At 36.7% G+C, this 26,217-nt stretch carries 23 protein-coding genes; 6 read left to right on the top strand and 17 right to left on the bottom strand.

The genetic code is table 11. The features are described from left to right. Positions 1 to 334: 334 nt before the first annotated feature. Positions 335 to 1,303: a class 1 fructose-bisphosphatase gene (locus tag AC27IF_RS01760; protein ID WP_487051571.1), complete on the top strand. Its 969-nt coding sequence runs from the start codon at positions 335 to 337 to the stop codon at positions 1,301 to 1,303. A gap of 76 nt (positions 1,304 to 1,379) precedes the next feature. Here AC27IF_RS01760 and AC27IF_RS01755 read toward each other — a convergent pair whose 3' ends face one another. Further along, on the bottom strand, positions 1,380 to 2,591 hold the full coding sequence (locus tag AC27IF_RS01755; protein WP_487051569.1) for an EAL and HDOD domain-containing protein: 1,212 nt from the start codon (positions 2,589 to 2,591) through the stop codon (positions 1,380 to 1,382). Between the two features lie 71 nt (positions 2,592 to 2,662). After that, positions 2,663 to 3,046, bottom strand: a complete 384-nt coding sequence (locus AC27IF_RS01750; protein WP_487051567.1) for a hypothetical protein — start codon at positions 3,044 to 3,046, stop codon at positions 2,663 to 2,665. Positions 3,047 to 3,207: 161 nt separating this feature from the next. Between AC27IF_RS01750 and AC27IF_RS01745 the strand changes: the two genes are divergently transcribed. Next, positions 3,208 to 4,128, top strand: a complete 921-nt coding sequence (locus tag AC27IF_RS01745) for a manganese-dependent inorganic pyrophosphatase (protein ID WP_487051565.1) — start codon at positions 3,208 to 3,210, stop codon at positions 4,126 to 4,128. A gap of 105 nt (positions 4,129 to 4,233) precedes the next feature. Here AC27IF_RS01745 and fadA read toward each other — a convergent pair whose 3' ends face one another. Next, positions 4,234 to 5,397: an acetyl-CoA C-acyltransferase FadA gene (gene fadA, locus AC27IF_RS01740; RefSeq protein WP_487051563.1), complete on the bottom strand. Its 1,164-nt coding sequence runs from the start codon at positions 5,395 to 5,397 to the stop codon at positions 4,234 to 4,236. A 16-nt stretch (positions 5,398 to 5,413) separates the two neighbouring features. Further along, positions 5,414 to 7,582, bottom strand: a complete 2,169-nt coding sequence (fadB, locus tag AC27IF_RS01735; protein ID WP_487051561.1) for a fatty acid oxidation complex subunit alpha FadB — start codon at positions 7,580 to 7,582, stop codon at positions 5,414 to 5,416. A gap of 379 nt (positions 7,583 to 7,961) precedes the next feature. Here fadB and AC27IF_RS01730 point away from each other — a divergent pair, with 379 nt between their 5' ends. Next, complete coding sequence (locus tag AC27IF_RS01730) at positions 7,962 to 9,092, top strand: MFS transporter (protein ID WP_487052205.1); 1,131 nt, start codon at positions 7,962 to 7,964, stop codon at positions 9,090 to 9,092. 123 nt (positions 9,093 to 9,215) lie between these two features. Here the strand turns inward: AC27IF_RS01730 and AC27IF_RS01725 are convergent, their stop codons facing one another. Then, positions 9,216 to 11,441, bottom strand: a complete 2,226-nt coding sequence (locus tag AC27IF_RS01725) for a bifunctional diguanylate cyclase/phosphodiesterase (RefSeq protein ID WP_487051559.1) — start codon at positions 11,439 to 11,441, stop codon at positions 9,216 to 9,218. 250 nt (positions 11,442 to 11,691) lie between these two features. Here AC27IF_RS01725 and AC27IF_RS01720 point away from each other — a divergent pair, with 250 nt between their 5' ends. Further along, positions 11,692 to 12,588, top strand: coding sequence for a TIGR03899 family protein (locus AC27IF_RS01720; RefSeq protein ID WP_487051557.1), 897 nt, complete (start codon positions 11,692 to 11,694; stop codon positions 12,586 to 12,588). Between the two features lie 43 nt (positions 12,589 to 12,631). Here AC27IF_RS01720 and AC27IF_RS01715 read toward each other — a convergent pair whose 3' ends face one another. From AC27IF_RS01715 to AC27IF_RS01705, 3 genes are read right to left on the bottom strand one after another with little or no spacing between them, the layout of a single operon-like run. Then, positions 12,632 to 13,435: a phosphoadenylyl-sulfate reductase gene (locus AC27IF_RS01715; RefSeq protein WP_487052203.1), complete on the bottom strand. Its 804-nt coding sequence runs from the start codon at positions 13,433 to 13,435 to the stop codon at positions 12,632 to 12,634. Beyond that, positions 13,428 to 15,143 carry an assimilatory sulfite reductase (NADPH) hemoprotein subunit gene (cysI, locus tag AC27IF_RS01710; RefSeq protein WP_487051555.1) on the bottom strand — a complete coding sequence of 572 codons (1,716 nt, stop codon included), beginning with the start codon at positions 15,141 to 15,143 and terminating at the stop codon, positions 13,428 to 13,430. Before cysI ends, AC27IF_RS01715 begins: the two co-directional genes overlap by 8 nt. Beyond that, positions 15,143 to 16,969 (bottom strand): assimilatory sulfite reductase (NADPH) flavoprotein subunit, encoded by a 1,827-nt coding sequence (locus AC27IF_RS01705; RefSeq protein WP_487051553.1) that lies wholly within the window; start codon positions 16,967 to 16,969, stop codon positions 15,143 to 15,145. The genes cysI and AC27IF_RS01705 overlap by 1 nt, the downstream gene beginning before the upstream one ends. Before the next feature lie 190 nt (positions 16,970 to 17,159). Here AC27IF_RS01705 and AC27IF_RS01700 point away from each other — a divergent pair, with 190 nt between their 5' ends. Next, positions 17,160 to 17,786 carry a lytic transglycosylase domain-containing protein gene (locus tag AC27IF_RS01700; protein WP_487051551.1) on the top strand — a complete coding sequence of 209 codons (627 nt, stop codon included), beginning with the start codon at positions 17,160 to 17,162 and terminating at the stop codon, positions 17,784 to 17,786. 59 nt (positions 17,787 to 17,845) lie between these two features. Here AC27IF_RS01700 and AC27IF_RS01695 read toward each other — a convergent pair whose 3' ends face one another. The 9 genes from AC27IF_RS01695 to AC27IF_RS01655 all read right to left on the bottom strand — a co-directional run bounded on the left by AC27IF_RS01695 (position 17,846) and on the right by AC27IF_RS01655 (position 25,031). Further along, entirely contained in the window at positions 17,846 to 18,622 is a 777-nt protein-coding gene (locus AC27IF_RS01695; RefSeq protein ID WP_487051549.1) for a TIGR04219 family outer membrane beta-barrel protein, read from the bottom strand. Between the two features lie 4 nt (positions 18,623 to 18,626). Beyond that, positions 18,627 to 19,628, bottom strand: a complete 1,002-nt coding sequence (locus AC27IF_RS01690) for a DUF2333 family protein (protein WP_487051547.1) — start codon at positions 19,626 to 19,628, stop codon at positions 18,627 to 18,629. Between the two features lie 21 nt (positions 19,629 to 19,649). Next, positions 19,650 to 20,144, bottom strand: coding sequence for a copper chaperone PCu(A)C (locus AC27IF_RS01685; protein ID WP_487051545.1), 495 nt, complete (start codon positions 20,142 to 20,144; stop codon positions 19,650 to 19,652). Positions 20,145 to 20,481: 337 nt separating this feature from the next. Beyond that, the gene (locus tag AC27IF_RS01680) at positions 20,482 to 20,835 is read right to left on the bottom strand and encodes a hypothetical protein (RefSeq protein WP_487051543.1); all 354 of its coding nucleotides are present in this window, start codon (positions 20,833 to 20,835) and stop codon (positions 20,482 to 20,484) included. A 32-nt stretch (positions 20,836 to 20,867) separates the two neighbouring features. After that, positions 20,868 to 21,089 carry a PspC domain-containing protein gene (locus AC27IF_RS01675; RefSeq protein WP_487051541.1) on the bottom strand — a complete coding sequence of 74 codons (222 nt, stop codon included), beginning with the start codon at positions 21,087 to 21,089 and terminating at the stop codon, positions 20,868 to 20,870. A gap of 32 nt (positions 21,090 to 21,121) precedes the next feature. Then, entirely contained in the window at positions 21,122 to 21,796 is a 675-nt protein-coding gene (gene pspA, locus AC27IF_RS01670) for a phage shock protein PspA (protein ID WP_487051539.1), read from the bottom strand. A 34-nt stretch (positions 21,797 to 21,830) separates the two neighbouring features. Next, positions 21,831 to 22,136, bottom strand: a complete 306-nt coding sequence (locus AC27IF_RS01665; protein ID WP_487051537.1) for a hypothetical protein — start codon at positions 22,134 to 22,136, stop codon at positions 21,831 to 21,833. 885 nt (positions 22,137 to 23,021) lie between these two features. Beyond that, positions 23,022 to 24,008 (bottom strand): tRNA dihydrouridine(20/20a) synthase DusA, encoded by a 987-nt coding sequence (gene dusA / locus AC27IF_RS01660; protein ID WP_487051535.1) that lies wholly within the window; start codon positions 24,006 to 24,008, stop codon positions 23,022 to 23,024. A gap of 315 nt (positions 24,009 to 24,323) precedes the next feature. Next, a complete protein-coding gene (locus AC27IF_RS01655; protein ID WP_487051533.1) occupies positions 24,324 to 25,031 on the bottom strand; it encodes a PEP-CTERM sorting domain-containing protein in 708 nt (235 codons plus the stop codon). 666 nt (positions 25,032 to 25,697) lie between these two features. Here AC27IF_RS01655 and AC27IF_RS01650 point away from each other — a divergent pair. Beyond that, the gene (locus tag AC27IF_RS01650) at positions 25,698 to 26,204 is read left to right on the top strand and encodes a M48 metallopeptidase family protein (protein ID WP_487051531.1); all 507 of its coding nucleotides are present in this window, start codon (positions 25,698 to 25,700) and stop codon (positions 26,202 to 26,204) included. The last annotated feature ends 13 nt before the right edge of the window (positions 26,205 to 26,217 follow it).

Below are 26,217 nucleotides of genomic sequence, written 5' to 3'. Positions count from 1 at the left end.
AACCTTTTGATATTCCCTTCACTTTATTTGTTTTCTTAGTTAGTGGCTTAAATTCAAATTTATTACACCCAATAAACAACTTTATTTACAGCGAAAATTTACCGAAGATTTATTAACTAAACGCTGATTAGTTAATAAACATATAATTAATACGAGTTAGGGCTTTAGAAAGCAATTATAAACTTGTTATAATCAGCGCTGTTGAAAGTAAAAATAAATGATTACAAAAAATATTACTTAACACTTTGTAAATATAAACGGCTATTAACAAGTACGCACCCTCATTAATGGCTATTATCAATCGTACACAAATTTAACGATATTAGGTAACCCAATGCAACGACTCGCACCAGCTCTACGCCAAGACAATGTTCCTTTAGATCTTATTGCCCTTATAAAGACTATCTTGGCGGCAACTAAAGAAATCTCTTTTCGTGTTAGCCAAGCACACTTAGGTGGCTTATTAGGTTCAACTTTGGATGAAAACATTCAAGGTGAAGTTCAAAAGAAATTAGATGTAGTCGCGAATGAATTATTTAAAGATATTTTGCTTGAATCAGGTTTTGTTAAAGCCATTTCTTCTGAAGAAGAAGATAGCTCTGTTGCCGGAGAACAAACTGGTAGGTACATAGTTTCGTTTGATCCACTAGATGGTAGCTCAAATATCGATATTAACTCACTTATCGGTACTATCTTTTCTATTCATGAAGCACCAGAGCATATGGAAGCAAGTAATCCAGATATGTTTAAGCAGGCAGGTGATAGACAAGTTTGTGCTGGTTATGTTTTATATGGTCCATCAACAATGTTGGTAATGACTACAGGTAGCGGTACGCACTTTTATGTACTTGATAGAACTCACGGTGGCTACCTTTTAGTTAATCGTAATGTGAAGGTACCTACCGAGACACAAGAATTTGCTATTAACATGTCCAATCAGCGCTTTTGGCAAGAGCCAATGCAAAACTACATAAAAGACTTACTAGCGGGTGATACTGGCCCGAGAGAAAAGAACTTTAATATGCGTTGGATTGCTGCCATGGTTGGTGATATTCATCGTGTTTTATGTCGCGGTGGTATTTTTACTTACCCTACTGATAGTAAAAATCCTGATCAACCCAATAAACTGCGCCTAATGTATGAAGCCAATCCAATGGCATTTTTAATAGAGCAAGCGGGCGGTGCTGCTGTAACTAGTGAAGGACGAATCATGGAGATAGCCCCTTCAAGTATTCATCAGCGTGTTGAAGTTATTATGGGTTCTAAAAATGAAGTTGAAGCCTGTCTTTCTTACTATAAGTAAACGATAAATTAATTCTAAATTATTTAAAAAAAAGCCCCAAACAATGACTGTTTGAGGCTTTATTTTTATCTATAAATTAGAGAGCTAGCATACTGTCAGACCAACAAATAGCGTCTTGATATACATCTAAACACTCGGACTCTCTTAGACCAATAGAATCAGAAAGAACTTTAGTTAATAACCAGTTCCCCTGCTCTATCGATAAATAAAGCTCTAAATACTTAGCCAAGTAATTATTTTTCTTAACTAATGCTATTTTAATTTCACTGTGCACAGGCAAAATATTCATTACATCATTTATACTTTGATCTAATACACCATCGATATGCGATAGCATACCTGTTAAAAATGCCTTTGGGGGATCCTCACTTTCTTTTTTCAATACTGATATTTGCTCACTAAATTTAGCCCTAATTAAAGAAACTCTAATTATTTCATTAGGTTTGCTCTCATTTAAGTCAGCAAGTACCAATAAAGCAATAAATTTCTTCAGCTCAAGATCACCAATATAGACTAAAGCGTGCTTCAAAGAGCTTATCTCTTTACTAGGCCCATAGCCTGGATTGTTAATAAATCGTAAGAGTTTGTAGGTCAGTCCTAAATCCCGTCTAAATATTTCACTGATCGCTTCGAAATCAAATTCAGAGCGGCTTGAGTGTTCTAGTAAATCAATAAGGTGTTGTTTAGAAGAAAGGATATTTTTTTGCTTTACCATTTCAGGTTTTGCAAAAAAGTAGCCTTGAAACATAGTGAAACCCAACATTTTTAAGCGTTCAAATTCTGTCAATGTTTCAACTTTTTCAGCCAAAAAGGTAATATCATAATTGCTCAACCTTGATATATATCGACTGATTTCAAGCAAGCTTACATCAAGAACATCGACTTTTATAATATCAACAAAAGGCAGAAAAACATCCCACTTAGTATCAAAGTCATGATCGTCCAAAGCAAGAGTATAACCCTTCTCTTTTAATCGCTTGCAAGCGGCCAAAAGCTCATCACTAATGGGCACATCTTCTAGGATTTCAATAACAATTTTTTTAGGATCTAAAAATTCAGGAAAATGATAGATGAGTGTATCTGCATGAAAATTAATATATGCAGGTAGTTCGCCAGTTATCTCTTCTATTCCTAGCGTAAGTTGGTTATCCACAATAATTTGAGAGGTTGCTTTATCTGGGCATATGCCAGGAAAGCTATTGCTCTCTCCGTCACGAAAAAGCAATTCAAAACCAACTGTTTCTTGTTCGATATTTAATATGGGCTGTCTTGCGATATATGAATACAAATTATCCCCTTAAAACATAACTGCTGATTTTACTATTGAATTAATATACCGTATATAAACAAATATAACCGCTAAAAAAGCTCAATATCGCCAAAATCGTCGCTAACATCTTCTTCTGTAGTAAACTGACTATTACCTAATGCTTGGTGCAATTCCACACTCCAAGTAGAAAAAATATAACTGGCAATAGCAAATAATAGCCCTTCAAATTCTGTATCCGCGTATTCATAACTTAGTAAGTGCATCTGTCGTTTCACTGAAGGTGTTATATGCAATAAAGAAATATTTAGAATAGGATTGGTAATATTATATTCTTGCGAAACATAGTCTAATAATGACTGTTTAGTAGATAATGAAAATTTTTCCTTAATAAAGTCAAAATCTTCCAAGGTAAACTCTCGAATATGTGTTGTGATAGTTTGCCAAAATAAATACGATGACATTTGATGGCTCATGTTTGTTTTATCTATAATCTAAGCTTAGTGAATCTCTTCTATATTTCCACTCAATCTAACAAAACTTCTTAAGCCCAATATGGGCTAAGTTAGCTTTTTGTTATATACACAAGCTATAAAGAGTTTGTTAGAATATAGGAAAATTATAGGAGAGTACTTTCATGCCAAATTATGTTGTTGGTCACAAGATTCCAGATTCAGATTCTATCTGCTCTGCTATCGCTTTATCATATTTAAAAACCACCTTAGGTGAAGAAACCGTTCCTGCACGTTTAGGTGAATTAAGCCCAGAAACCTTATTTATTTTAGATAAATTTGGTTTTGAACAGCCAGAGTTAAAAACTAGCTATGCTGGTGAAAACCTTTACATTGTTGATCACTCTGAGCGTACCCAAGGACCTGATGATATTGATGATGCCACTATTTTAGGCATTATCGATCATCATAAATTAGGTGATATTACTACCTCAACACCGCTTGAAATATGGGTTCGCCCAGTAGGTTGTACTAACACCATTATTAAAATGATGTATGACTTTCACAATGTAGAGATTCCAAAAAATATTGCTGGCGCCATGATGTGCGCTATTTTAAGTGATACTGTGATTTTTAAATCACCAACTTGTACAACAGCCGATATCAAGTGTGTTGAAGCACTCGCTGAAATTGCAGGTATCGAAAATCCTACTGACTTAGGCATGGAAATGTTTAAAGTTAAGTCTGCTGTAGAAGGTACGCCGGTTCGTGATCTAGTATTACGTGACTTTAAAGATTTCAATATGAACGGTGAGCTGGTTGGTATTGGTCAATTAGAAGTCATCGATTTAGCGATTTTTGATGATATGAAAGCAGATCTTGAAGCAGATATAGCTAAATTAAAAGCTGAAGGCAATCGTCACAGTGTGTTATTACTTCTTACTGACATTATGAAAGAAGGCTCTGAATTATTAGTTATTAGTGACAATGCAGACCTGACACAATCGGCTTTCGATAAAGCGACTACCGATGGCAAAGTTTGGCTTGATGGCGTACTTAGCCGAAAGAAACAAGTTGTACCGCCACTACAAGCAGTGTTTGCTTAATAGCTAGTTTCAGCTTCTCAAGTAACAAAAAAACCAGCAATTGCTGGTTTTTTATTACTTAAAGTCTAATTGAAATTAATTACTTTTCTCGAAGAGAAAAATTAATTAAGCGCGTTCGAAGACAGTTGCTATGCCTTGACCGAGTCCGATACACATAGTCGCTAAACCTAGGTTTACATCTTGCCCTTCCATTAAGTTTATTAAAGTACCTGAAATACGAGTACCTGAACAACCTAGTGGATGACCTAATGCAATGGCACCACCATTTAAGTTAATTTTGTCATCTAATTTATCTTCAACGCCTAATGCACGAACACATGATAATGCTTGCGCGCCAAACGCTTCGTTAAATTCGAACAACTCAATATCTTCAATAGATAAGCCAGCACGTTTTAATGCTTTTTTCGTTGCTGGTACTGGACCGTAACCCATAGTAGCAGGATCACAACCGGCTATACCCATACCACGAATTTTAACGCGTGGTGTTAAACCTAGCTCTTTAGCTTTGTCAGCAGACATGACTAACATAGCAGAAGCACCATCAGACAATGCTGATGAAGTACCAGCAGTTACCGTACCGTTAACCGGATCAAATACAGGTCGTAGTGTAGACAAGCTTTCTGCGGTTGTATCAGGACGAATAACTTCATCATGTTCAACAAGTGTTAATGCACCATCAGCATCGTGACCTAAAGTAGGTACAATTTCATTATCCCAACGACCTGCAAGGGTTGCTTGATGAGCACGTTGATGTGAACGAGCACCAAAAGCATCTTGCATTTCACGAGTAATTCCGTGTTGTTTACCAAGTAATTCAGCAGTTAAACCCATGTTACCTGAAGCACGTGCGATGTGTTTACTTAATGCTGGATCAAAATCAATATCATACATCATAGGTACATGGCCCATGTGCTCAACACCACCCACTAAAAACACATCCCCTTGATCAGCAATAATACTCGTTGCTGCATCATGAAGTGCCTGCATTGATGAACCACATAAACGGTTAACCGTTAAGCCACCAATAGACTTTGGTAAACCGGCAAGCAATGAAGCATTACGTGCAATATTAAAGCCCTGCTCTTTAGTTTGTTTTACACAACCCCAAATAACATCTTCAATTTCATTTGGATCAAGTCCTGGGTTACGCTTTAAAATTTGTTCCATTAAATGTGCTGATAATGTCTCAGCGCGAACATTTCTAAAAACACCGGCTTTTGAACGCCCCATAGGAGTTCGAACGCAATCAATAATAACGACTTCTTTCATAATAATTCTCCTTTGGTTACGCAGTTTTAACGTTAGTGGTAAAGTAAGATTTTCCTGATTTAGCCATCTCACGTAGGCCATCAGTTACATGATAAATTTCACCTAAGTGAGCATATTTATCAGCTAGAGCAATAAAATTATCTAAACCTAGCGTTTCTAAATAGCGAATTGCACCACCTCTAAATGGAGGGAAACCAATGCCATAAATCAAGCCCATATCAGCTTCAGCTGCAGTATCAACCACACCTTCTTCCAAACAGCGTACCACTTCATTCACCATAGGAATCATTAAGCGAGCAATAATTTCTTCACTTGAAAATTCTTTTTTATCTGCACAATGTGGACTAAATAACTCATAAGCCGTTTGTGCTGCAACCTTTTTAGGACGACCGCGTTTATCTTTAATATGATCGTAGAATCCTTTACCATTCTTCTGACCAAAACGATCGTTGCTGTATAAGGTGCTAACAGGATCATTGGCTAACTTTTTCATACGAGTAGGGAAACCAGCAGACATTACACCAGTACAATGATCAGCAGTATCTACGCCGACAACATCCAGTAAAAATGCTGGGCCCATAGGCCAACCAAACTGTTTTTCCATCACTTTATCAATCGCAGCAAAATCAGCACCTTCAAGTACTAAATGGCTAAATCCTGCAAAGTAAGGGAACAAAACACGGTTTACATAAAAACCAGGACAATCATTGACAACAATCGGAGATTTACCCATTTTTGCAGCATAAGCTACAACAGCTGCAACGGTTTCATCTGAAGTATCTTTACCGCGAATAACCTCAACTAAAGGCATTCTGTGAACTGGGTTAAAGAAATGCATACCACAGAAGTTTTCCGGACGTTTAACACTTTGTGCTAATAAGTCGATAGATATAGTTGACGTGTTAGAAGTTAAGATTGCGTCATCAGCAATTACACCTTCTACCTCAGCTAATACCATACCTTTTACTTTCGGGTTTTCGACAACAGCCTCAACAACAACATCGACATCTTTAACGCTATCATAGCTTAAGCTTGGGGTAATATTGTTTAATACGCTAGCCATTTTCTTAGCATTCATACGGCCACGATCAACTTGTTTAGTTAAGATACCGGCAGCGGTAGTTAACCCTAAATCAAGCGCTTGATCGTTAATATCTTTCATTACAATTGGCGTGCCTTTGTAGGCTGACTGGTAAGCGATACCGCCCCCCATAATACCTGCACCTAACACAGCCGCTTTATTGACAGCTTTAGTTGCTTGTTTAGCTGCTTTTTTAGCCTTACCTTTAATCACTTGGTCAGACATAAACAAACCAATTTGCGCTGTAGCAGCATCAGTTTTAGCAAGTTTTGCAAAACCAGCATTTTCTACAGCCATTGCGCCTGCTCTATCAAGAGTCGAAGCTGTCTCAATGGTTTTTACCATAATCATTGGCGCAGGATAATGTTTACCCGCTTTTGCAGCAATCATGCCTTTACAGGTAGTAAAAGTCATCACGCTTTCAATTTTACTTAAACCTAAAGGATCTAGTTTAGGTTGACGTTTAGCTTGCCAATCAAGCTTACCGTCAATAGCAAGTTTTAACATGCTAATCGCAGAGTCTTTCAATTTTTCTGGCTCTACAACAGCATCCAACAAGCCTGTCGCTAATGCTTGTTGAGGTTTATAAGCTTTACCTGTACTCATCCACTCAACAGCATTATCTGCACCAATAACACGAGGTAATCGCACTGTGCCGCCAAAACCAGGCATTAAGCCTAATTTAACTTCTGGTAGTCCAATAGTGGCGTTGGTATCGGCAATACGATAGTCACACACTAAAGTCATTTCACAACCACCGCCTAGTGCTGCGCCATTAATAGCGGCAATGGAAGGTAATTCAATATCTTCAAACGAGTCGAAAACGTCTGTGGCATTTCTTACCCAAGGCACTAAAGCTTCTTCAGGTTGTTTAAAGGTTTCTAAGAATTCTGTGATGTCTGCACCAACAATGAATGTTGATTTGCCAGAGGTAACCAATACCCCTTTTGCTTCACTGCAGTTATTAATAGCGGCAACGACTTCTGTATATTCTGAAAAAGTTGCTTGGTCGAATTTATTTACTGAGCCTTGGGCATCGAACTTAAGTTCAATAATACCGTCGTCGAGTAATTGGGCACTAAGGCTTTTGCCTTGATATATCATACTTTGTCTCCTTCACCTAAAAGTGGTGTTGATGTTTGATGATTTTCATTTTTTGCTAGTCAAACCGGTAGTTATACCCACTTGTCTAATTGAATATTCTAATACTAAATAGCTGTGCCTATTAATAATAGACGACTGAGTGTGCCTTGAAAGAAAGATAAATGCAATATTTTTTAAACACCTGTTTTAATCAGGTGTTTAACAGCCGCTAGCAATAAAGGTACTATAGCTTGATGTTATTTTTACCATAGTTGAGATCAATAATTGAATGTCATGGAAAAGCGCGTAAAATATACAGCCTTAAAGATTTCCGATAGTAGCCAACGACGTGAAAAAAATATTCCAGCGCTTTAATCAACCTGAACATTTATTATTAGCAATGGCTTTTACCATGCCATTAGTTTTCTCTATTTGGATGGTTTTACTCAATAATTTTGTTATTGAAAAAGCTAATTTTACCGGTATTGAAATAGGGATTTTACAAAGCCTTAGAGAAATACCTGGCTTTTTAGCCTTCACTGTTATTTACGCATTAATTTTCATTAAAGAACAACGCTTGGCGTTGATTTCGTTAGCTGTAACTAGCTTAGGTGTGTTGCTCACTGGATTTTTCCCAAGTGTGCTCGGTTTATATTTAACGACGGTGTTAATGTCTGTTGGATTTCATTATTACGAGACTTTAAGCCAGTCCCTGACGCTCCAATGGCTAGACAAAGAAAAAACGGCCCACTTTATGGGACGTTTGTTATCGGTTAAAGCAGTGGCTTCATTACTAGCATTCTCGAGTATTTGGATTTTAATGGAGCAATTTAACTGGGGCTATCAAGTCACTTATGCATTGTTTGGCAGCATAGGTTTATTGTTAACACTTTTATTAACTATATCATTCAAGCATTTTCCAGAGAAAACACCTCAGACAAAAAAATTAATATTAAGAAAGCGTTACTGGCTATTTTATGCTTTAACTTTTTTTAGTGGCGCACGTCGACAAATATTTGTAGTGTTTGCCGGCTTTTTAATGGTAGAAAAGTTTAACTATAGTGTTGCAGATATTAGTGCACTCTTTTTGATTAACTATGTATTTAACTGGTTGTTCGCCGCTAAAATTGGCAAGTTAATTGGTAAAATAGGAGAGCGAGCAACATTACGTATAGAATATATTGGTTTAATAGTCATTTTTATCAGTTATGGCTTAGTCGATAACGCTAATATAGCTGCTGCACTTTATGTGATTGACCACCTTTTCTTTGCACTGGCCATAGCCATTAAAACTTATTTTCAAAAAATAGCTAAACCAGAAGATATTGCCTCAAGCGCTGGTGTAAGTTTTTCTATTAACCATATTGCCGCTGTCTTCATTCCTGCTCTTTTAGGCCTTTTATGGATTGTTGAACCTGCTTGGGTATTCTATATTGGTGCCGGCTTTGCTTTATGTTCGTTATTTCTAGCAACATTAATCCCTGATCAACCACAACAAGGTGTTGAGACAAGGTTATTAGCTAAAGCTTAGCAGCAGTTACCATAAAAAAAGCTAACAAATGAATTACATTTGTTAGCTTTTATATTCATCTAATTGTTGTTATAAACTCGCTAATGTAACGCTAAGTCGAACAATAAATTAGTGTAATTGGTTTTAGCTATTCTTCTTAAGAAAATCTAAAAACTCTTCTTGTGGCATAGGCTTAGCGTAATAAAAACCTTGTACCTCATCACAACCAAGCTCTATAAGACGTTCTTGTTGCTCAAGCTCTTCAATACCTTCAGCGATAACTTTTAAACCCATTTTCTTACCTAAATCTATGATCGTTTCAGCAATAACTGACTGACCATCTTTCGCGATGTCGGTAATAAATGCCCGATCAACTTTTAATCGATCAAGCGGTAGTTTTTGTAAATAACTTAGGGAAGAGAAACCAGTACCAAAATCATCAAGAGCAATATGAATACCATGAGATTTTAATTTGACCAAAGCATCAATAACTACTTGAGGATCATCCATTAAAATATTTTCGGTAATTTCTAGCTCAAGCTTATTTGGCTGCACTTGATGGTTTTGAATCGCACTCAAAACGGTATTAACAAAGTTACCACGTCTAAATTGTGGTATTGAAACATTAACCGAAATGGTAATATCATTAAAATTCTGTTGGCTTAAATCATTAATTTGCTGACACGCTTGATTGACAACCCAATCACCAATATCAACAATTAACCCTGAGTATTCTGCCAAAGGGATAAATACCGCAGGTGAAATAAAGTTACCATCAGCTGTTCGCCACCTTAGTAAGGCCTCTGCGCCAATCACTTTACTTGTATCTAGAGAAAGTTGTGGTTGATACCAAAGCTCCAATCTATTATTGGCAAAGTCTGTTCTTAACTCCCGAATCATATTCAAACGCCACAATGTGGCATCTTCCATTTCAGGGTTATAAAAAGCAAAGTGTTCATTACGTTGCTTTTTGGCTAGGTTCAAGGCGATGTTGATTTGATTCAACACTTGTACGCCGCTACCACTAGCATGTTCTTTAGTGCAAAAACCAAAACAAGCATTAATAGGTAATTTTTGCTCGCCTGCTACAAACGGCTGTTCAAATAACTCCATTAACACTTCTGGTGATAAACACTTTTCAGTACCGATAATACCGAACACATCCGCGCCAACGCGGGCAACTTTACAAGCACAACTTAAACCTTGTAACCGCTGTGCAACCGCAGCCAACAACATGTTTCCAATATCTTGACCTAAACCGTCATTAACATCGCTAAAATGATTTAAGTCAATTAGTGCCGCTACTTCATTCTCGGTGTCATTTTTTGCAAAGAGATCTAATAAGCGTACAAACTCAAGACGATTAGGTAAATTAGTTAACCAATCTTTATAGGCCGCACTACTTAATTTTTGAAATAGGTGTACGTTTTCGTAACCCACAGCGGCATTGGTTAAAAAAACCTCAATCAATTGTTGCTGAATTTCTGTTAATGGCTCTTGCAATGAAAGGTAGATTACGGCGCGGTACCCGCCTCTGGCCAAATAATAATATTGAGAAAGATCTTGGTCTTGATGAGTTTTCTGAGTAAAACAATACTTAACTTGTTGGCTAATTTGCTCATTTTTAAGCGTGTCTAATTTTTGTTTCGTCAGTACCGTAGAAAAACCCTGCTGAGCAATGATATAAAAGCTTAAATCATCTGCGTTGTCGATGATGCCTTGTCCTCGGGCACAAAGTAAGCACTCAACATCATAATCGATAAGTTTAGTCAGTTGCTGTAAAACGCCCTGACAATACTCAGTCATTGAATGCAGCTCTAACAAGTTAGCTGAGCCAGAAACAATTTTCTCTAAACCTTTTCTATTTTCAGTAACCGTGGCAATTTGTTGATATGAGCGTATCGCAGCATAAACAGTTGTCACGAGTTTACGGCGAGTTAATTCAGTTTTAGTTTTATAATCATTAATGTCATATTCTTTAATAACACTTTCTTCTGGTGCATAACCAGGTTGCCCTGTACGTAAGACTATACGAATATCTTGTCTGCGTAAATTTTCACGAATGTGTTTAACAACATTCAAGCCTGCATCATCTGTTTCCATAACGACATCAAGCAGTACCAAGACAATATCTGGGTTTTTTTCAATTAACGCGCAAGCATCTTGACCTGAATAGGCATGCAAATACTCGAGACGACGACCTAAAACGACGAGATCAGACAGGGCTAATTGAGTGACAGAGTGGATCTCTGGGTCATCATCAACAATGAGAACTTGCCAAGTCTCTTTGCCGTCGCCGTCTAAAATTTCATCTTCATCGCTATCGTCGATAAATAGGAAGTCATCATTAGAATTTTCTGATGCTTGCATACTGCCCTCAAGTAATTAATCACATTAATGGCTCACAAAAATGTAATAACCCACGATTAACTAAAATTGATTTTGATATTAATTATATAACTATAACTTAACTATTCACTAAAGCTACTTTTTTACTCTATTCTTCTACATAATAAAAGGCACTTTGACAATATTCAATAAATCAATACAATAAATTTTACCTATCGTTGTAAAATTCGTAAATAAAAGACCTGTAAGCCCCGACAAGGCATGAGATATTATGGCAAAACTTGATAAAGCATCAGCAGTAATTATTGAAGGAGAAGTGATCCAGAGCGACTCTCAAGAAATAGTTAAACAAGAGTCCTCAAAAAAAACCTCTGAGTCTGCTGCTCACAAACAGTTCTTTAGTATTAGTCAGCAGTTTGGACTTGAAGCAGCTCTTTTGCCGCAAACGAAGCAAATGCCTATTGAAGATCGTAGTATTAAGCGTGCACGACTATCTAGCCAGCGAAAGCAAAAGAATATAGAAGCTATCATGGAGAAAACTTACGGTTTTTGTGCCAGCAAGACTATCGATAAACGCACAGATTTAGACTGGTTTAATCGCTTTATCGCCTTAGCAGAAGATGTGGGCAATAATACCATGCAAGATTTATGGGCTAAGATATTAGCGGGTGAATTGTCTCGTCCAGGCTCATATTCTCTTAAAGCACTGAAAGTCTTTCGAGACATGAGTATTGTTGATGCAAAGTTACTTGCTAAAGCCTGCTCACTCGCGGTTAAAGATCAAAGTCGAAAAAATATCAGAATTATAACGGGGAGTTATCAGCAACCGGGCTTGTTTAATTTCTTTTCAAAAGAACGACAGCAATATGTCAATTTGAGTAGCCATGGCTTAAATTATGCCGATTTATTGTCCCTTGCTGATAATCACTTAATCTTCTTACAAGAAAGTGAGTCGAGCATGATGGCAGCAAGTGAGCCGGTTAACTTTAGTTATAATGGCTTACCACTGAAGTTAACCAGTAAAAAAGCCAATGTAAGCGTACAGTTTTATAAATTTACCGCTATTGGCACAGAGTTAGCGCACCTGATAGCGGATAAAGTTAATGATGATTTTTTTAGCCATTTAAAGCAGCAATTAAACCATCATTTTGAAGTGAGTGATAAATAATAAATTTACATTAGCTTAATAAGTATAAATACTTCGCTACTTTTTATATGCCATCACCATCGGTATGCAAACCACATTCTCTTTGACCTGGGCCAAAGCGAGTTTCACTCTCATCCATGCCTAGAGTTAACGGTCTTGTACTGTGTACATCACCAACAGAAACGTAACCTTGCTCCCATAATGGGTGATAAGGTAAACCATGCTTGGTAAGGTACTGATGGACGTCTTTGTTACTCCAATCAATAATTGGGTGCACTTTAAAACGGCCACGTAATATACCCACCACAGATAAACCTTGTCTATGCTCTGACTGCTGTCTTCGAACACCAGAATACCAAGTACCACTGTTTAATTCTGATAGCCCTCGCTCTAATGGCTCAACTTTATTTTTACGGTTGTATTGCTTAAGGGCTTCTTCATCTTGGTCCCATTGCTCACCATATTTAGCCATTTGCCACGCTGCACTTTCAACGGCACTGTAAACATGTAAATTCAGTTTTAAACGTGTCGTCATTTCTTCGATAAAACGGTACGTTTCTGGAAATAGATGCCCTGTATCTGTTAACAACACAGGAATATTGGGATCTACCTGTGTCATCATATGCAGCATAACCGCAGATTGAATACCAAAGCTTGAAGAAAGCACAAATTGACTAGGCAAGTTTTCCATTGTCCATTCAATACGCTCAAGTGGTGTTTTAGCTTCTAAATCTTCATTCCATTGTGCAAGCCAAGGCTTAGGCAGTGATGCCGGAAAGCGATTACTTACCGGATTCACACTTAGCGCTTGATTTGTTGATAACTGCGTCACCACGTCAGGTTTGGCAGTGATAAGTGAATTACTCATCATGAAAATCTCTCATACTAATTTTCACTTCATCAACAATGCCAGCTCTAATAACAAAATCACCGAAAGCTTCTTTATCATTACGCTCTTTAGACCAGCGCGAAGATAATAGATCAATTTGCTCTAGAACGTCACTTTCACTCACATTTTCTTGATAAAGTTTTGGAACACGAGTACCGGCTAAATCACTTCCTAAATACATATTGTATTTACCTGGACCTTTACCTACTAAACCTATCTCAGCCAACATGGCACGACCACAGCCGTTTGGACAGCCAGTAACACGCAAAATAATGCTTTCTTCAGCTAAATCATTTTTTGCTAAAATATCTTCAACATTATCAACTAATGTTGGCAAGTAGCGCTCAGCTTCAGCCATTGCTAATGGACAAGTAGGAAATGCTACACATGCCATTGAGCTTTTACGTTGATTTGAAACACCGTCGTTCAGTAAACCATGTTCACGAGCCAGTTGCTCAATCTGAGCCTTGTCTGCTTCGGCAACACCAGCAATAATAATATTTTGGTTAGCAGTTAGTCGGAAGTCACCTTTATGCACTGCCGCAATTTTTGCCATACCTGTTTTTAAGGTTTTGTCTTCATAATCGAGTAAACGACCATTTTCAACAAACAATGTTAAATGGTGCTTACCATCAATACCGGCAACCCAACCAAAGCTATCGCCACGGTGAGTAAATTCATACGGACGAGATTCGCCAAATTCAACACCAGCACGGCGAGCAACTTCATCTTTAAAAGTATCAATACCAACTCTGTCTAATGTGTATTTAGTTTTTGCGTTTTTGCGGTTAACACGGTTACCCCAGTCACGTTGGGTAGTCACAACAGCAGCAGCAACATCTAAAGTTTTCTCTAATGGAATAAAACCTAAGTCGTCTGCACAACGTGGATAAGTTGACTTATCTCCGTGTGTCATCGCTAAACCACCGCCAACTAGCACGTTAAAACCAATTAACTTGCCATTATCGCTTATTGCAACAAAGTTTAAATCGTTGGCATGTAGGTCAATGTCGTTATTTGGTGGAATAACTACTGTGGTTTTGAACTTACGCGGTAAGTAAGTACTACCTAAAATTGGCTCTACCTCTTCACCTTCAGTAGTTTCTACGCGCTCTTCATCTAACCAAATTTCAGCATAAGCACGAGTTTTCGGTAATAAATGTTCACTAATTTTTATCGCCCACTCGTAAGCTTCTTGATGCAATTCTGACTCTACTGGGTTCGAAGTACACAAGACATTACGGTTAACATCGCCGGCAGTTGCAATAGAATCAAGACCAATGCTATTTAAAGTTTGGTGCATTAATTTGATATCTGGCTTTAATACCCCGTGAAACTGGAAAGTTTGACGCGTAGTTAAACGAATACTGCCATATGAGGTATGATCATCGGCAAACTTATCAATACCTAACCATTGCTTAGTGGTGATAATACCACCCGGTAAACGTGCACGAAGCATGACATTGTGTAACGGCTCTAGCTTTTGCTTTTGACGTTCGGCACGAATATCACGATCATCTTGCTGATACATACCATGCGTACGAATTAACTGAAAGTTATCCGCAGTAAAGCCGCCAGTAATACGATCTTTTAAATCGGTAGTAATAGTGCCACGTAAATGATCACTTTCTGCTTTTAGGCGTTCATTATCGGCTAATTTGCCTTTTACAATAAGTTCGCTTGTCATTAGTAAACATCCTTCTGGTAGCGTTTATTACTACGTAAATCTTTTAAATATTGCTCTGCGTCTTCACCACTCAAGTTGCCTTGCTCGGCAATAATATCGAGTAATGTTTGGTGTACATCTTTTGCCATGCGATTTGCATCACCACAAATATAAAGATGTGCGCCACGCTCAAGCCAAGAAAAAACTTCACTGGCTTGCTCTTTTAACCGGTCTTGTACGTATACTTTCTCAGCTTGATCGCGAGAGAAAGCAACGTCCATTCGAGATAGCAAACCCGATTTTAAATAATTCTGCCACTCAACTTGATATAAGAAGTCTTGCGTGAAAGTTTGATCACCAAAGAACATCCAGTTATCACCACTGGCTTCATCAGCTTCGCGTTGTTGCATAAAGGCTCTAAATGGTGCTACACCAGTGCCTGGACCAATCATAATAACAGGAGTATTACCGTCACTTGGTAAGCGGAAGTTATCATTGTGTTCAACAAATACTCGAACACTTTGTCCTTCTTCTACACCTTCAGCTAAGAAATGAGAAGCACCACCAAAACGTTGCTTACCTTTATATTCATAATTAACTAAGCCAACCGTTAAATGTACTTCTTCTTCCACTTCAGCTTGAGCCGAGGCAATAGAATAAAGACGAGGGGTAATTTTACGTAAGGCATCTACGAATGTTTGAGCATCTATTTCAGCTTTTGCTAAACCAACAACATCAACAATTTGATGATTACCAGCAAATTCTCTAGCTTCGTTTTTATCTTCAGCAATTTTAGCTAATTTTTCATCACCGCTTTGCTGAGCCCAAAACTCAATAAAGGCAGGAGCCGTTTGAGTAATTTCTAATTGAGTCGTTAAGGCTTCTTGTAGTGAGAAAGTTTGTTGTTCACCACTAACTTTTAAACTCACCTTTTCTTCACCGCTAAAGTTCAGCGTCGTTAATAGTTCAGCAACTAATGCGCTGCTATTATCAAAATAAACACCTAAAGCATCACCCGTTTGATAGGTTAAGCCAGACTCACCCAAATCTATTTCAATATGACGAACATCTTTTGCAGAATCTCGGCCAGTGATCTTTTGACTTAAGGTAAACTCAGCACTAAGAGGGTTTTGCTTGCTATATTGACTTACTGCAGCCACAGGCAAGTCAATTACAGGTGCTAAAGGCGCATCCGTTTGAGTCAACTCTTCTTTAAGATTTTCAACAATGCTAACTGTCCAGCTTTCACTGTCGCTATCATAATCAACATCACAGTCAACACGAGGTAATACTTGTTTAGCGCCTAGCTCTTTAAGACGATCATCAAAATCTTTACCTGTTTGACAGAAAAACTCATAGCTGCTGTCACCAAGCGCTAATACGCTGTAGCTTAAGTTTGGTAATTTCGGTGCTTTTTTACCTAATAAAAACTCATGAAACTCAATAGCATCATCTGGTGGCTCACCCTCACCATTAGTACTGGCAACGATAAGTATATGTGTTTCATTTTTTAATGATTTAGCTTTGAAATCACTAATATTGATTAGCTTAGTCGTTATACCCGCTGCACTAGCACTTTTTTCAACTTGGCCAGCAACACCTTTAGCGTTACCTGTTTGCGATGCATATAAAATAGTCAGTGTTTTAGACACAGTTGCCGCACTCGCTACACTCACTTGTGCAGTTTGTCCTTGCTCACTTTTTGCTGCTAAATAACCACTTGCCCATGCAAGCTGCAACGAAGAATAACTCGATGTTGCTTGTTGAAGTAAACTTAGCTGATTAACATCAAGTGCGCTTGATGTTGTCGTTGTATTTTGCTGTATATTTAGCAGCTCTTTCGTCATGAGAATAGTCACCTATAACAATTTATAAAGCTATTTTAGTCAATATAGATAAAAACCAAAAAGAATAGATGACGATTTTTTATTCCAAAAATGAATAAGAGTTTTTCTTTGAATATAAATATTTTTAGACAACAAAAAACTAAAGCGCTATGTTGTAGTTAAATAACAGTTTTATGGGCTTTCAATCAACATGACTACCTCAATACAAAATCGGTTTATTGTGATGGTAATCATTATATTTTTTCCTTGTGCTCTCACTTTTGGACAAGAGGCTCGTGTTTACAAATATAAATCTGCTGACGGTGTCATTTCTTTTTCAGATATTGAACCATTAAATGCCGATTTTGAAGAAGTGAAAGTGGGCTGTTATGCATGCGAAGTTAATTCACTTATCGATTGGCATAATGCAAAACTATATATTACTCAATATCAACAAACGATTAATAAAGCAGCCTACCTCTATAACGTTGAACCCGCTTTTATAAGGGCTATTATCCACGCTGAATCGCACTTTGACGTTAATGCTATCTCCAAACAAGGAGCCCAAGGCTTAATGCAAATTATGCCTGATACCGCTAGAGAGCTTGGCGTACATAATGCATTTATTGCCCAGCAAAATATCCATGGCGGGGTAAAACATTTATCCACCTTACTTAAGAAATATCAAGGTGATAAACGTTTAGTGACTGCAGCTTATAATGCTGGCGAAGGAGCAGTGAAAAAGTATGCTGGTATTCCACCTTTTGCTGAAACACGCGTGTATGTAGAGCGTGTAGAAATTTTACATAAACGCTACCAACAGGTGACAAACCTTTAAGGATAAAAAAAGGCACTTAAAACGAATTAAGTGCCTCTAGTATTTAGTATGATCTGAGATTAAAAGTGTACTGTTGCGCCAGCGTACAAACCTTTAAATTCCATATCAGCATAAACATCATCAATATCTTCGATATCCATTGATACTACTTTGTAACCTAGCTCCACATTTAAATCTACCGCTAAGTTATCTAAAATGGCATAACTTACACCGGCTTGAAAATCATAAATACTGCTATCGTCATACCCTGTGTAATTGCCTTGGGCAAACACACTGAAACCGGTTAACGGTAAACCGATAATTGCTGAGCCATATAACATAGGAACAATAGCTGAGAACTTCTCCTCTGAGATTGACAGAATACCGATATCATCTGTGATAGTAATATCGCCATCAAAATCTCGAGCTGTGATACCTATATCAACAGTGACTAAATCGTTATCTAAAATCTCGTAATAGAAAGTATAATCTAAGTAGCTAACATTAAATTTAGTGTCCACTACTGTATCAATTGGATAAGAAATACCACCAAACTCAAAATCACTTTCTGTAATTACGGTTTGGCCATCAGTATCTAACGTAGTTGAAGCAAGTTTGATATTAGGAATTAATGGAATTGGATGCTCAAGGGCTATGTAAAAACTGCCTTGAGTTTGATCATTAAAGTCAAGCTTTTGTAAAACAGCTTCGTCCACGCCGCTATTAAATTCACCGACACTGCCCGTAGTCTCGACATTCCATGCTTGAGCGCCTATGTATAGACCTAGTAATGTATCTGCTTGTGCAGCCGTACAAAGTAATGTGCTTAAGCCTGCGGCTAATATTGCCTTTTTCATTAAGTTACCCTTTTCTTAGTAATTCAGTTAAATCGATTAATGCGGCATTGGCGCGAGAAATATAATTAGCCATCACAAGTGAATGATTGGCTAAAACACCAAAACCATCGCCATTTAGCACCATTGGGCTCCATAGCGTTTGCTGGCTTGCTTCTAGCTCTCTTATTATTTGTTGCAGACTAATTTTAGCATTTTTATTTTCTAGTACACTGTCAAAATCAATCTCAATTGCTTTTAGAAAATGCACTAATGCCCATGCGGCACCGCGAGACTCATAAAAAACATCATCTAATTGCCACCAGCTAGTTTTCAACTGAACGTGAGATGCCTCATAACTTGATTGTTGAGCAACATTATCACCCGCTAAATCGGTATTAACTTGTTCACGACCAACACTAGCACTTAAGCGCTGTGAATAGCCACCTAAACGCTTTTGCACTTCTTCAAAGTAAGAAGCTAAATTATCAGCTCTTGCATAAAACTGTGCATGATCATCCTTATCTTTACTAATACCCACCAACGCATTTCGATAATCATATAAGCTTTTTATCGCTTGTTTATATTCCGACTCAGCACTTGGCATGGCCCAGCTTTTATGGTCAATATTAAACTTTGGCTGCGCTACTTTAATATGTTTATTGGCTAATGATTGTGATTGCGAACGGCTTAGATCTTTTCGCATAACTAATGCCATATCACGTACCATTTCTAATACACCAAATTCCCACGCAGGCATGTTATCTAAAAACACTCCTGGAGGTAATGCATCATTAGATAAATAGCCGCCCGGCTTATCTAGAATGCTTTGTGCAGCTTTAATCAATGTAGTCGTAGTTGTGTAGCCAACCACTGGCGAGACATTTTCAGCCGTTGCCGCAGCAGTTACCTCTTTCTTGATATCAATATCATCTGGGATAAGGCTCCAATAAACACCAATAAAGTAAAAAAATAAAAAAGTACCAATAACAATATAGCTAATGGTCTTTGCAGAAAAATTCATTTTCATTGTTTGCTCCTAGTAATGCATCTAGTGGTGGTGATGCTGCATTATTGTTAACGTTTTATCAGCTTCCTGTGCTGATTTTTCCTGTATGGGGCTATACACAGGAACCTGTACTAATACAGACTTTTTATCGGAAAAACGCAAGGTTAGTTCAACCTTGTGTTGGGATTGCAGGGGCTTTGTAACATCAAATAACATTAAATGTAAACCTGATGGCTGTAGAACAACGCGCTCGTTTGCTTTAATTTGCACGTTATCCACTTTACGCATACGCATCATTCCATCTGACATTGTATGTTGATGAATTTCAACTCGCGGTGAAATATTACTGCTAGCGCCAAGTAAAGTCACTGCTTTTTCACCATTATTTGTAATTATCATATATGCTGAAGAAATATTACTACCAGGTATAGAGGCTCTGGCATAAGCTTTTTCAACACTAATTTCTGCTTTTGATGAATGAGCTAAACTCAATTGGCTGCATAATAAAGATAATAAAATAAAATAGTAATTTTTCATCTGACGCTTAACATCCTCGCTTACAAAATAGTTAGCTAACCATAGCATTCAATCACAAGTAAAAAAACGACTTACTTAATGATAAACAAAGAAATTCAAGCGACTTAATAAAGTAATATATAACCTAAACTCATTTCACTTAGTCAGCTAATTAATTTACATACAATGATTAACGAGGTGAACGTGAGATTAGGTTTTGTCATTACCATAGAAAGTAACGCTAATTAAACCTTTGAGAATTACTTATCTTGATTTAAATAGTTTATTACTCGCTCTGTGTAAGAGCGATATAGGTAACAAAGAGGTTTAAACGCATTTCATATTATAATGAGTGACGTTAATTGTATTGCCTATGTTCTTGATGACCACTCTTATTTCTAGTCATTAACCAAATCACCACGGCAATCAATAGTACTGGCCAAAAAACACCTACAGCTACCATGGCTAAAGAGCCAACCAGTAATAAACTTAGAAATATTAATGAGCCAAAAACACTTAATACAATTGCTAGTGCAATTAACACCAAAATAACGGTTGCCACAGCGGATACTCCTATTGCTTTTAACGGTTCAATTAATTCGCCATCCATATAAACATTAATATCAAGTAGCTGTAAAAAGCTTATCCCTAATACATAGGTTAAAAATAACGTAGCTAAAATAGCTAACAATAAAGATTTGAAAAATGACATAACTAACTCCTATTTTCACGTTAACGCTTAAATTAACGAGATCTCCCCTCAGGTAGTAACAAAGTAGCAACAACATAAGCAACACCAGTCGCTACAGGAACCATAATAAGCGCTGCAATAGCGGCTATTCGTACTGCTAACCTTGGTAGATCATAATGCCTGGCAATACCTGCACAAACTCCAGTTAACTTCTTATGAATACTGTCTTTGGCTAGCTTATTATTAACTACGTACTCTTTTTCATATCTCATCATGTTTTTCCTTCTTACTGGTTAGGTTAATGCGTTTAAGCACTAACCGTTGGCTTCTTCATTTCGGCAAGTTCTTGCTCGATACTCTCATCTTGTTCTAATTCTGCAAATTGAGCTGTTAAGCTTTGATCTTTGCTATTAGTTTGAGTGAGATCGTAAGCTTCAACTTGTGCTTCAACTCTATCTATTTTCTGTTGATATCGTTCAAACTTACTCATCGCTTCTTCAATATTGTAAACAACCGCTTGCTCTCTTACTTTTAAACGAACATGCGCTGATTCTTGACGAAGCGTTAATGCTTCCTGACGACGCTTAGCTTCTGACAACTTTTCTTGTAATTGCGTAGCATCCTCTTGGATCTTGCAAAGAAACTCACTGATATGCTGTGCTTCCTCTTCAAGCTGAGTTAAATCATGTTGATATTTGTGCTTTTGCGCTAGCGCTGACTTAGCAAGATCTTCACGATTTTTAGTTAACGCTATCTGTGCTTTACTATGCCAATGCTCAACGCTAGCTTGAGCCGCTTTCACTCGTCTTGCATGCGTTTTTTGCTCTGCTATATTTTTAGCAGCTGTAGCTCTAACATCTACCAAAGTTTCTTCCATTTCTTGAATGATCAAACGGATCATTTTCTCTGGTTGCTCTGCTTTATCAAGCATGCTGTTGATGTTGGCATTAACAATATCGGTAAAACGTGTAAACAATCCCATAACTTTCTCCTAGTATTTCAATGGTTATATTTTCTTAGTTAACTTTCACTTGTGTAATTTGTTTAACTTTTACTACTTCTGGCTCAGCTTCTTCATCAGTTAACCAAGCAATTGACTCCTCAAAAGAAAAGTCGATGCTAAAACTTGCTAACTCTTCATTAATTGATTCTTGTACTTGCATTGATAAATCAGACATTACTTGTTGGCTTTGTTCGACAACCATCTCAGTTAATGAGCTTTCAATGCTGCTAGTTTGTTCTGCATTGGCATTAACACTGAAAATTGCACCTAAAGTAATTAATAATGCAACGCTAATATTTTTACGGTTAAATGTGTTCATGTTGAAATTCCTTCTTATGTATCTATTAATTGGTTTAAATAAAAATTTGTTTAAATAACTAACAACGTATTGGTTGTTATCATTTGTGATTTAACTATTACAAGTGCCGTGCCAACCGCAAAATATTTTTCAAACTAATGATTTATAAGGATAAAATAAATAAACCACTAGACAGTACAAAAAAAGACATAATATGTCATGCGACTTTTTGGTTAAATAAACCTATAGTGTGGTCAAATTAACCACATAAAATATTGTGATGATTAAGGAGATTTAAAACAGCTATGCTGACGTAGTCATTTGCCATAAAAGGAAAGTAAACTGAGGATATATGCGTAAGCTGTTTGGTATATAAGAATTTAGGAAAGTATATTGCTAGGAAAGGATCGATATATTTGCAATAGAGCAGGTTTTATTGAGTGGAAGAAACTAAGTAGTAACGTTAGTGTATAAGGTTATAGTGGTAAATTGACTTTGCCACTATAACGATTTTTGTTCAAAAATAGCTACGACTAAAGAAAATGCTAGCATTGCAACAGCAGGTACTATCATCAAAGTAAAAAGAGTCGCTGAAGTTATCATGGTGGTTCCTTATTAATCATTTGTTTAAACTTTAATAACTTCTCCAAATATTTTTGCCTAAAATTTTAGGTTAATAATGGTTAGCTATATAAGTTAAGTCGCAACAAATGTTACAAAGGTTGTGCCATTGTTGAATAAAAATAACAACACACTGATTTTAAAGGAAATAAAGTTGTATTATTTTTTACATTCTTTTAATTTATCCGCTAAAACAACACTGATTTGGTTTAAAAAACCAATTATTGGTAAAATATGTAACAAAATAGTTTGTATTACAATTTTACCAAATTAGAAGGATACCAATTACGCTGAAATTGAGCTTACTTTTAAAAACGCTTCTTTAAGTGTATCGCCATTGGCATTCGCCTGACCTGCACATTCACTCAAATATCGACGATATTGGCGAGCACCGGCTAAACCATTGCAAAGACCTAATGTATGACGAAGTACATGCCATGCTCGATTACTTCCGTGCTCAGGTGTTGTACTAACATAATCATCTACATATTCAGCCATTAAATTTACAACTTCTTGCCTAGATATTTTAGTTTTATTGCTGCCGTAGATTGATTGATCTGCTTCAGCGAGCATATAGGGATTATTGTATATTTCTCGACCAATCATCACACCATCAATATGCTGTAAATGTTCATTGGTCTCAATAAGCGTTTTAATACCACCGTTAATTGAGATTTCTAACGCGGGAAAATCTTGTTTAATTTGATATACACGACTGTAATCAAGAGGTGGAACATCTCTATTTTGTTTAGGACTTAAACCAGTAAGCCAAGCCTTACGAGCATGAATAATAAAATGCTGACACCCTGCTTGAGCAACTTGCTCAATAAAGGTGTGTAAAAATTCATATGAGTCTAAATCATCAATACCAATACGAGACTTTACGGTAACAGGAATACTAGTAGCCGCCTGCATCTCACTGACACAATCAGCGACAAGTTGCGGTTCAGCCATCAAACAGGCACCAAAACGACCATTTTGGACACGATCTGATGGGCAGCCAACATTAATATTTATTTCATCGTATCCATACTGCTCTGCTATTTTGGCACATTCAGTCATGTCTTTTACATTACTACCACCAAGCTGAAGTACCAATGGGTGCTCAGCGTTGTTATAGCTTAGATAATCTCCTTTACCATGCAAAATAGCTCCTGTTGTTACCATTTCGGTATAAAGAACAGTGTGTGCTGACATTAAACGATAGAAATAACGACAGTGACGATCTGTCCAATCGAGCATGGGCGCACAAGATAATTTGTGGGAAATCATAAAATTACATATAAACCAGTTAGATATAAAGTCGTTCCCTATAGTAAAAGTACGACTGGAGTATTGGTCGATTATACGGTTTATCTACCTATTAAACAAAAATAGTATCCTTAAGTTATTAATAGTCAATTTTGACACAAGCCAACTCTCTAAGAACTCATAAATTTGAAAGCAAGGTAATTTAGAATAATCACCCTAAACAAAACTTAGGCAGCACAGTGACCATTAAAACCTTAATTAACAATCACTAGATATAAAAAAACACCAATCATGAAAATTAATGCTTTTTTAGAGTCTAATATTAAAAGTTAAATATTAATATTTCTTAAATCGGCGCGATACTAAACCAATCATTCCTAATGCGAAAATAGCAAGTGTAGATGGTTCAGGTACACTAGTAACTACAGCTGCGCCTCCAATCAAGATTTGAGCTTGTGTATTTGAAATCACTTGTGTAGTGAGGTCTCGTTGATATAATTGTATTGTTGCAGCACCAGTAAGAGGTGAACCAACAGAAGCATTACCAAAATATGCATATATTCCATCTGCACTATAAAACTGAGTATCATACCCTCCACTAAGAGCATTTAAACCATAAGTAGCATAGTTAAAATTCATTGAGTCTCTTATAGAATATTCAAAAAAGGTATTGTTAGCATTTGCAGAGTCTATTACATCTTGAACTGATTGACGAAGACCTGTAAAAATGGCGTCACTAAAATTAGTACTATGGAGGCTTCCTTTTCCTATCTCCGTATCGTCAGAACCAGCACTACCAAATTCAGCTACTCCATTTACTCCATCACTATACTGTGAGTATAAAGTACCCTGATTAGCATCGGTGTCGTAAGTTATTCCCCATGAAAAATCATAATTAATACCATTTGTCCCAAATATCCAGTTAGTAGATGTAGCAGTGCCTTGAAAGTTTTGAGTGATAATACCAGCGTGTGATATATTACTCAAAATGCCAATGCAAAACACCCCACTAACTATAATTCCTTTCATAAATTTGTTTTTCATTTTAACTTATCTAACCTCTTTAGTTTAATTTAATTATGTACTGTTAAAAACAGCACACTTCTATACAAGCAACAAAGACACCAACAATAAAAAACAATAAATAACAATTAGATAAAAACAAAACACGAAAGCCATCAACTAAAGTGCAAAGAAAGCTGACACTATCTAACGCATTAATTATTTATCTTTGTTTTAATAAATAAACAACACCAACATATTCAGCCACAATTTAATAAATTTTTGGGGATATTCAAGTCAATAGTTTAAATCCAGTTAAATTCTAACAAGCACCGAACATATAAAAGAAAAAATAGAATACAGAATAGCAAGTAATTATATACCCTTTTATACCCCTATAAAAACAAACCTTAACTACATCATTGTTTTAATTAAGTATTTTAAAAAGACAAATCCAATCGAGCATAGGGGCTACAGAAAGCTTATGGGAAATCATATAATTAACAGTGAAACCTTAAATGTAAAGCGAGTCCAGTCGTCATAATTAACGTCTGATATTTTTGTCAATTATACTGGATACTGCGATATGACACAAAGCAACAGCGTGACTAAACACAAATATTAATCCTTATTTTATCAATTCTCAGTATTGCTAAATTCACGTATAATAACACCTATTAAAAGCCAATATGAAAACCGTTAGGTCTGATGTCAAACACGTTAAAATACCTTTCCGCTTATTCACCAAAAGTGCAATATCAAGTCCAACACATGCTTGATAACAATACTTTAGCCAAATACTTATTAAGTAAATACCCTAAAGTACACCAGATAAGCAATGATAAAACCTTGCGAGGTTATGTCATGAACATCAAGAATCAGTATTTAAAAAAGTCAGCGCCAATAAGCCAAATTAAATACGATGATAAAATTCATATCATCAATAACGCCTTGGGATTGCATACCTACATTTCCCGGAAACAAGGAAGTAAATTAAAGAGTAAAAATGAAGTACGTATAGGTAGTTTGTTTAAGAAATCACCTGAAAAGTTTTTAACTATGATTGTGGTACATGAACTAGCCCACATTAAAGAAAAAGAACATAACAAAGCATTTTATAATTTATGTGAGTACATGATGAGCGACTATCATCAAGTAGAGTTAGATTTACGAATATACTTAACGCAATTAGAAAAGCTAGGCGATATTTACTAAAGTATTCCTCCAC

The organism is Colwellia sp. KS18-150, assembly GCF_057551365.1.
The sequence above is the reverse complement of the archived record's forward strand: the minus strand, read 5'-3'. Positions and strand labels throughout refer to the sequence as shown.

Coding starts and splice junctions, on each gene's coding strand:
- AC27IF_RS01760 (WP_487051571.1), top strand. CDS start 335: ATGCAACGACTCGCACCAGCTCTACGCCAAGACAATGTTCCTTTAGAT.
- AC27IF_RS01750 (WP_487051567.1), bottom strand. CDS start 3,046: ATGAGCCATCAAATGTCATCGTATTTATTTTGGCAAACTATCACAACA.
- AC27IF_RS01745 (WP_487051565.1), top strand. CDS start 3,208: ATGCCAAATTATGTTGTTGGTCACAAGATTCCAGATTCAGATTCTATC.
- fadA (WP_487051563.1), bottom strand. CDS start 5,397: ATGAAAGAAGTCGTTATTATTGATTGCGTTCGAACTCCTATGGGGCGT.
- fadB (WP_487051561.1), bottom strand. CDS start 7,582: ATGATATATCAAGGCAAAAGCCTTAGTGCCCAATTACTCGACGACGGT.
- AC27IF_RS01730 (WP_487052205.1), top strand. CDS start 7,962: ATGGCTTTTACCATGCCATTAGTTTTCTCTATTTGGATGGTTTTACTC.
- AC27IF_RS01725 (WP_487051559.1), bottom strand. CDS start 11,441: ATGCAAGCATCAGAAAATTCTAATGATGACTTCCTATTTATCGACGAT.
- AC27IF_RS01720 (WP_487051557.1), top strand. CDS start 11,692: ATGGCAAAACTTGATAAAGCATCAGCAGTAATTATTGAAGGAGAAGTG.
- AC27IF_RS01715 (WP_487052203.1), bottom strand. CDS start 13,435: ATGAGTAATTCACTTATCACTGCCAAACCTGACGTGGTGACGCAGTTA.
- cysI (WP_487051555.1), bottom strand. CDS start 15,143: ATGACAAGCGAACTTATTGTAAAAGGCAAATTAGCCGATAATGAACGC.
- AC27IF_RS01705 (WP_487051553.1), bottom strand. CDS start 16,969: ATGACGAAAGAGCTGCTAAATATACAGCAAAATACAACGACAACATCA.
- AC27IF_RS01700 (WP_487051551.1), top strand. CDS start 17,160: ATGACTACCTCAATACAAAATCGGTTTATTGTGATGGTAATCATTATA.
- AC27IF_RS01695 (WP_487051549.1), bottom strand. CDS start 18,622: ATGAAAAAGGCAATATTAGCCGCAGGCTTAAGCACATTACTTTGTACG.
- AC27IF_RS01690 (WP_487051547.1), bottom strand. CDS start 19,628: ATGAAAATGAATTTTTCTGCAAAGACCATTAGCTATATTGTTATTGGT.
- AC27IF_RS01685 (WP_487051545.1), bottom strand. CDS start 20,144: ATGAAAAATTACTATTTTATTTTATTATCTTTATTATGCAGCCAATTG.
- AC27IF_RS01680 (WP_487051543.1), bottom strand. CDS start 20,835: ATGTCATTTTTCAAATCTTTATTGTTAGCTATTTTAGCTACGTTATTT.
- AC27IF_RS01675 (WP_487051541.1), bottom strand. CDS start 21,089: ATGATGAGATATGAAAAAGAGTACGTAGTTAATAATAAGCTAGCCAAA.
- pspA (WP_487051539.1), bottom strand. CDS start 21,796: ATGGGATTGTTTACACGTTTTACCGATATTGTTAATGCCAACATCAAC.
- AC27IF_RS01665 (WP_487051537.1), bottom strand. CDS start 22,136: ATGAACACATTTAACCGTAAAAATATTAGCGTTGCATTATTAATTACT.
- dusA (WP_487051535.1), bottom strand. CDS start 24,008: ATGATTTCCCACAAATTATCTTGTGCGCCCATGCTCGATTGGACAGAT.
- AC27IF_RS01655 (WP_487051533.1), bottom strand. CDS start 25,031: ATGAAAAACAAATTTATGAAAGGAATTATAGTTAGTGGGGTGTTTTGC.
- AC27IF_RS01650 (WP_487051531.1), top strand. CDS start 25,698: ATGTCAAACACGTTAAAATACCTTTCCGCTTATTCACCAAAAGTGCAA.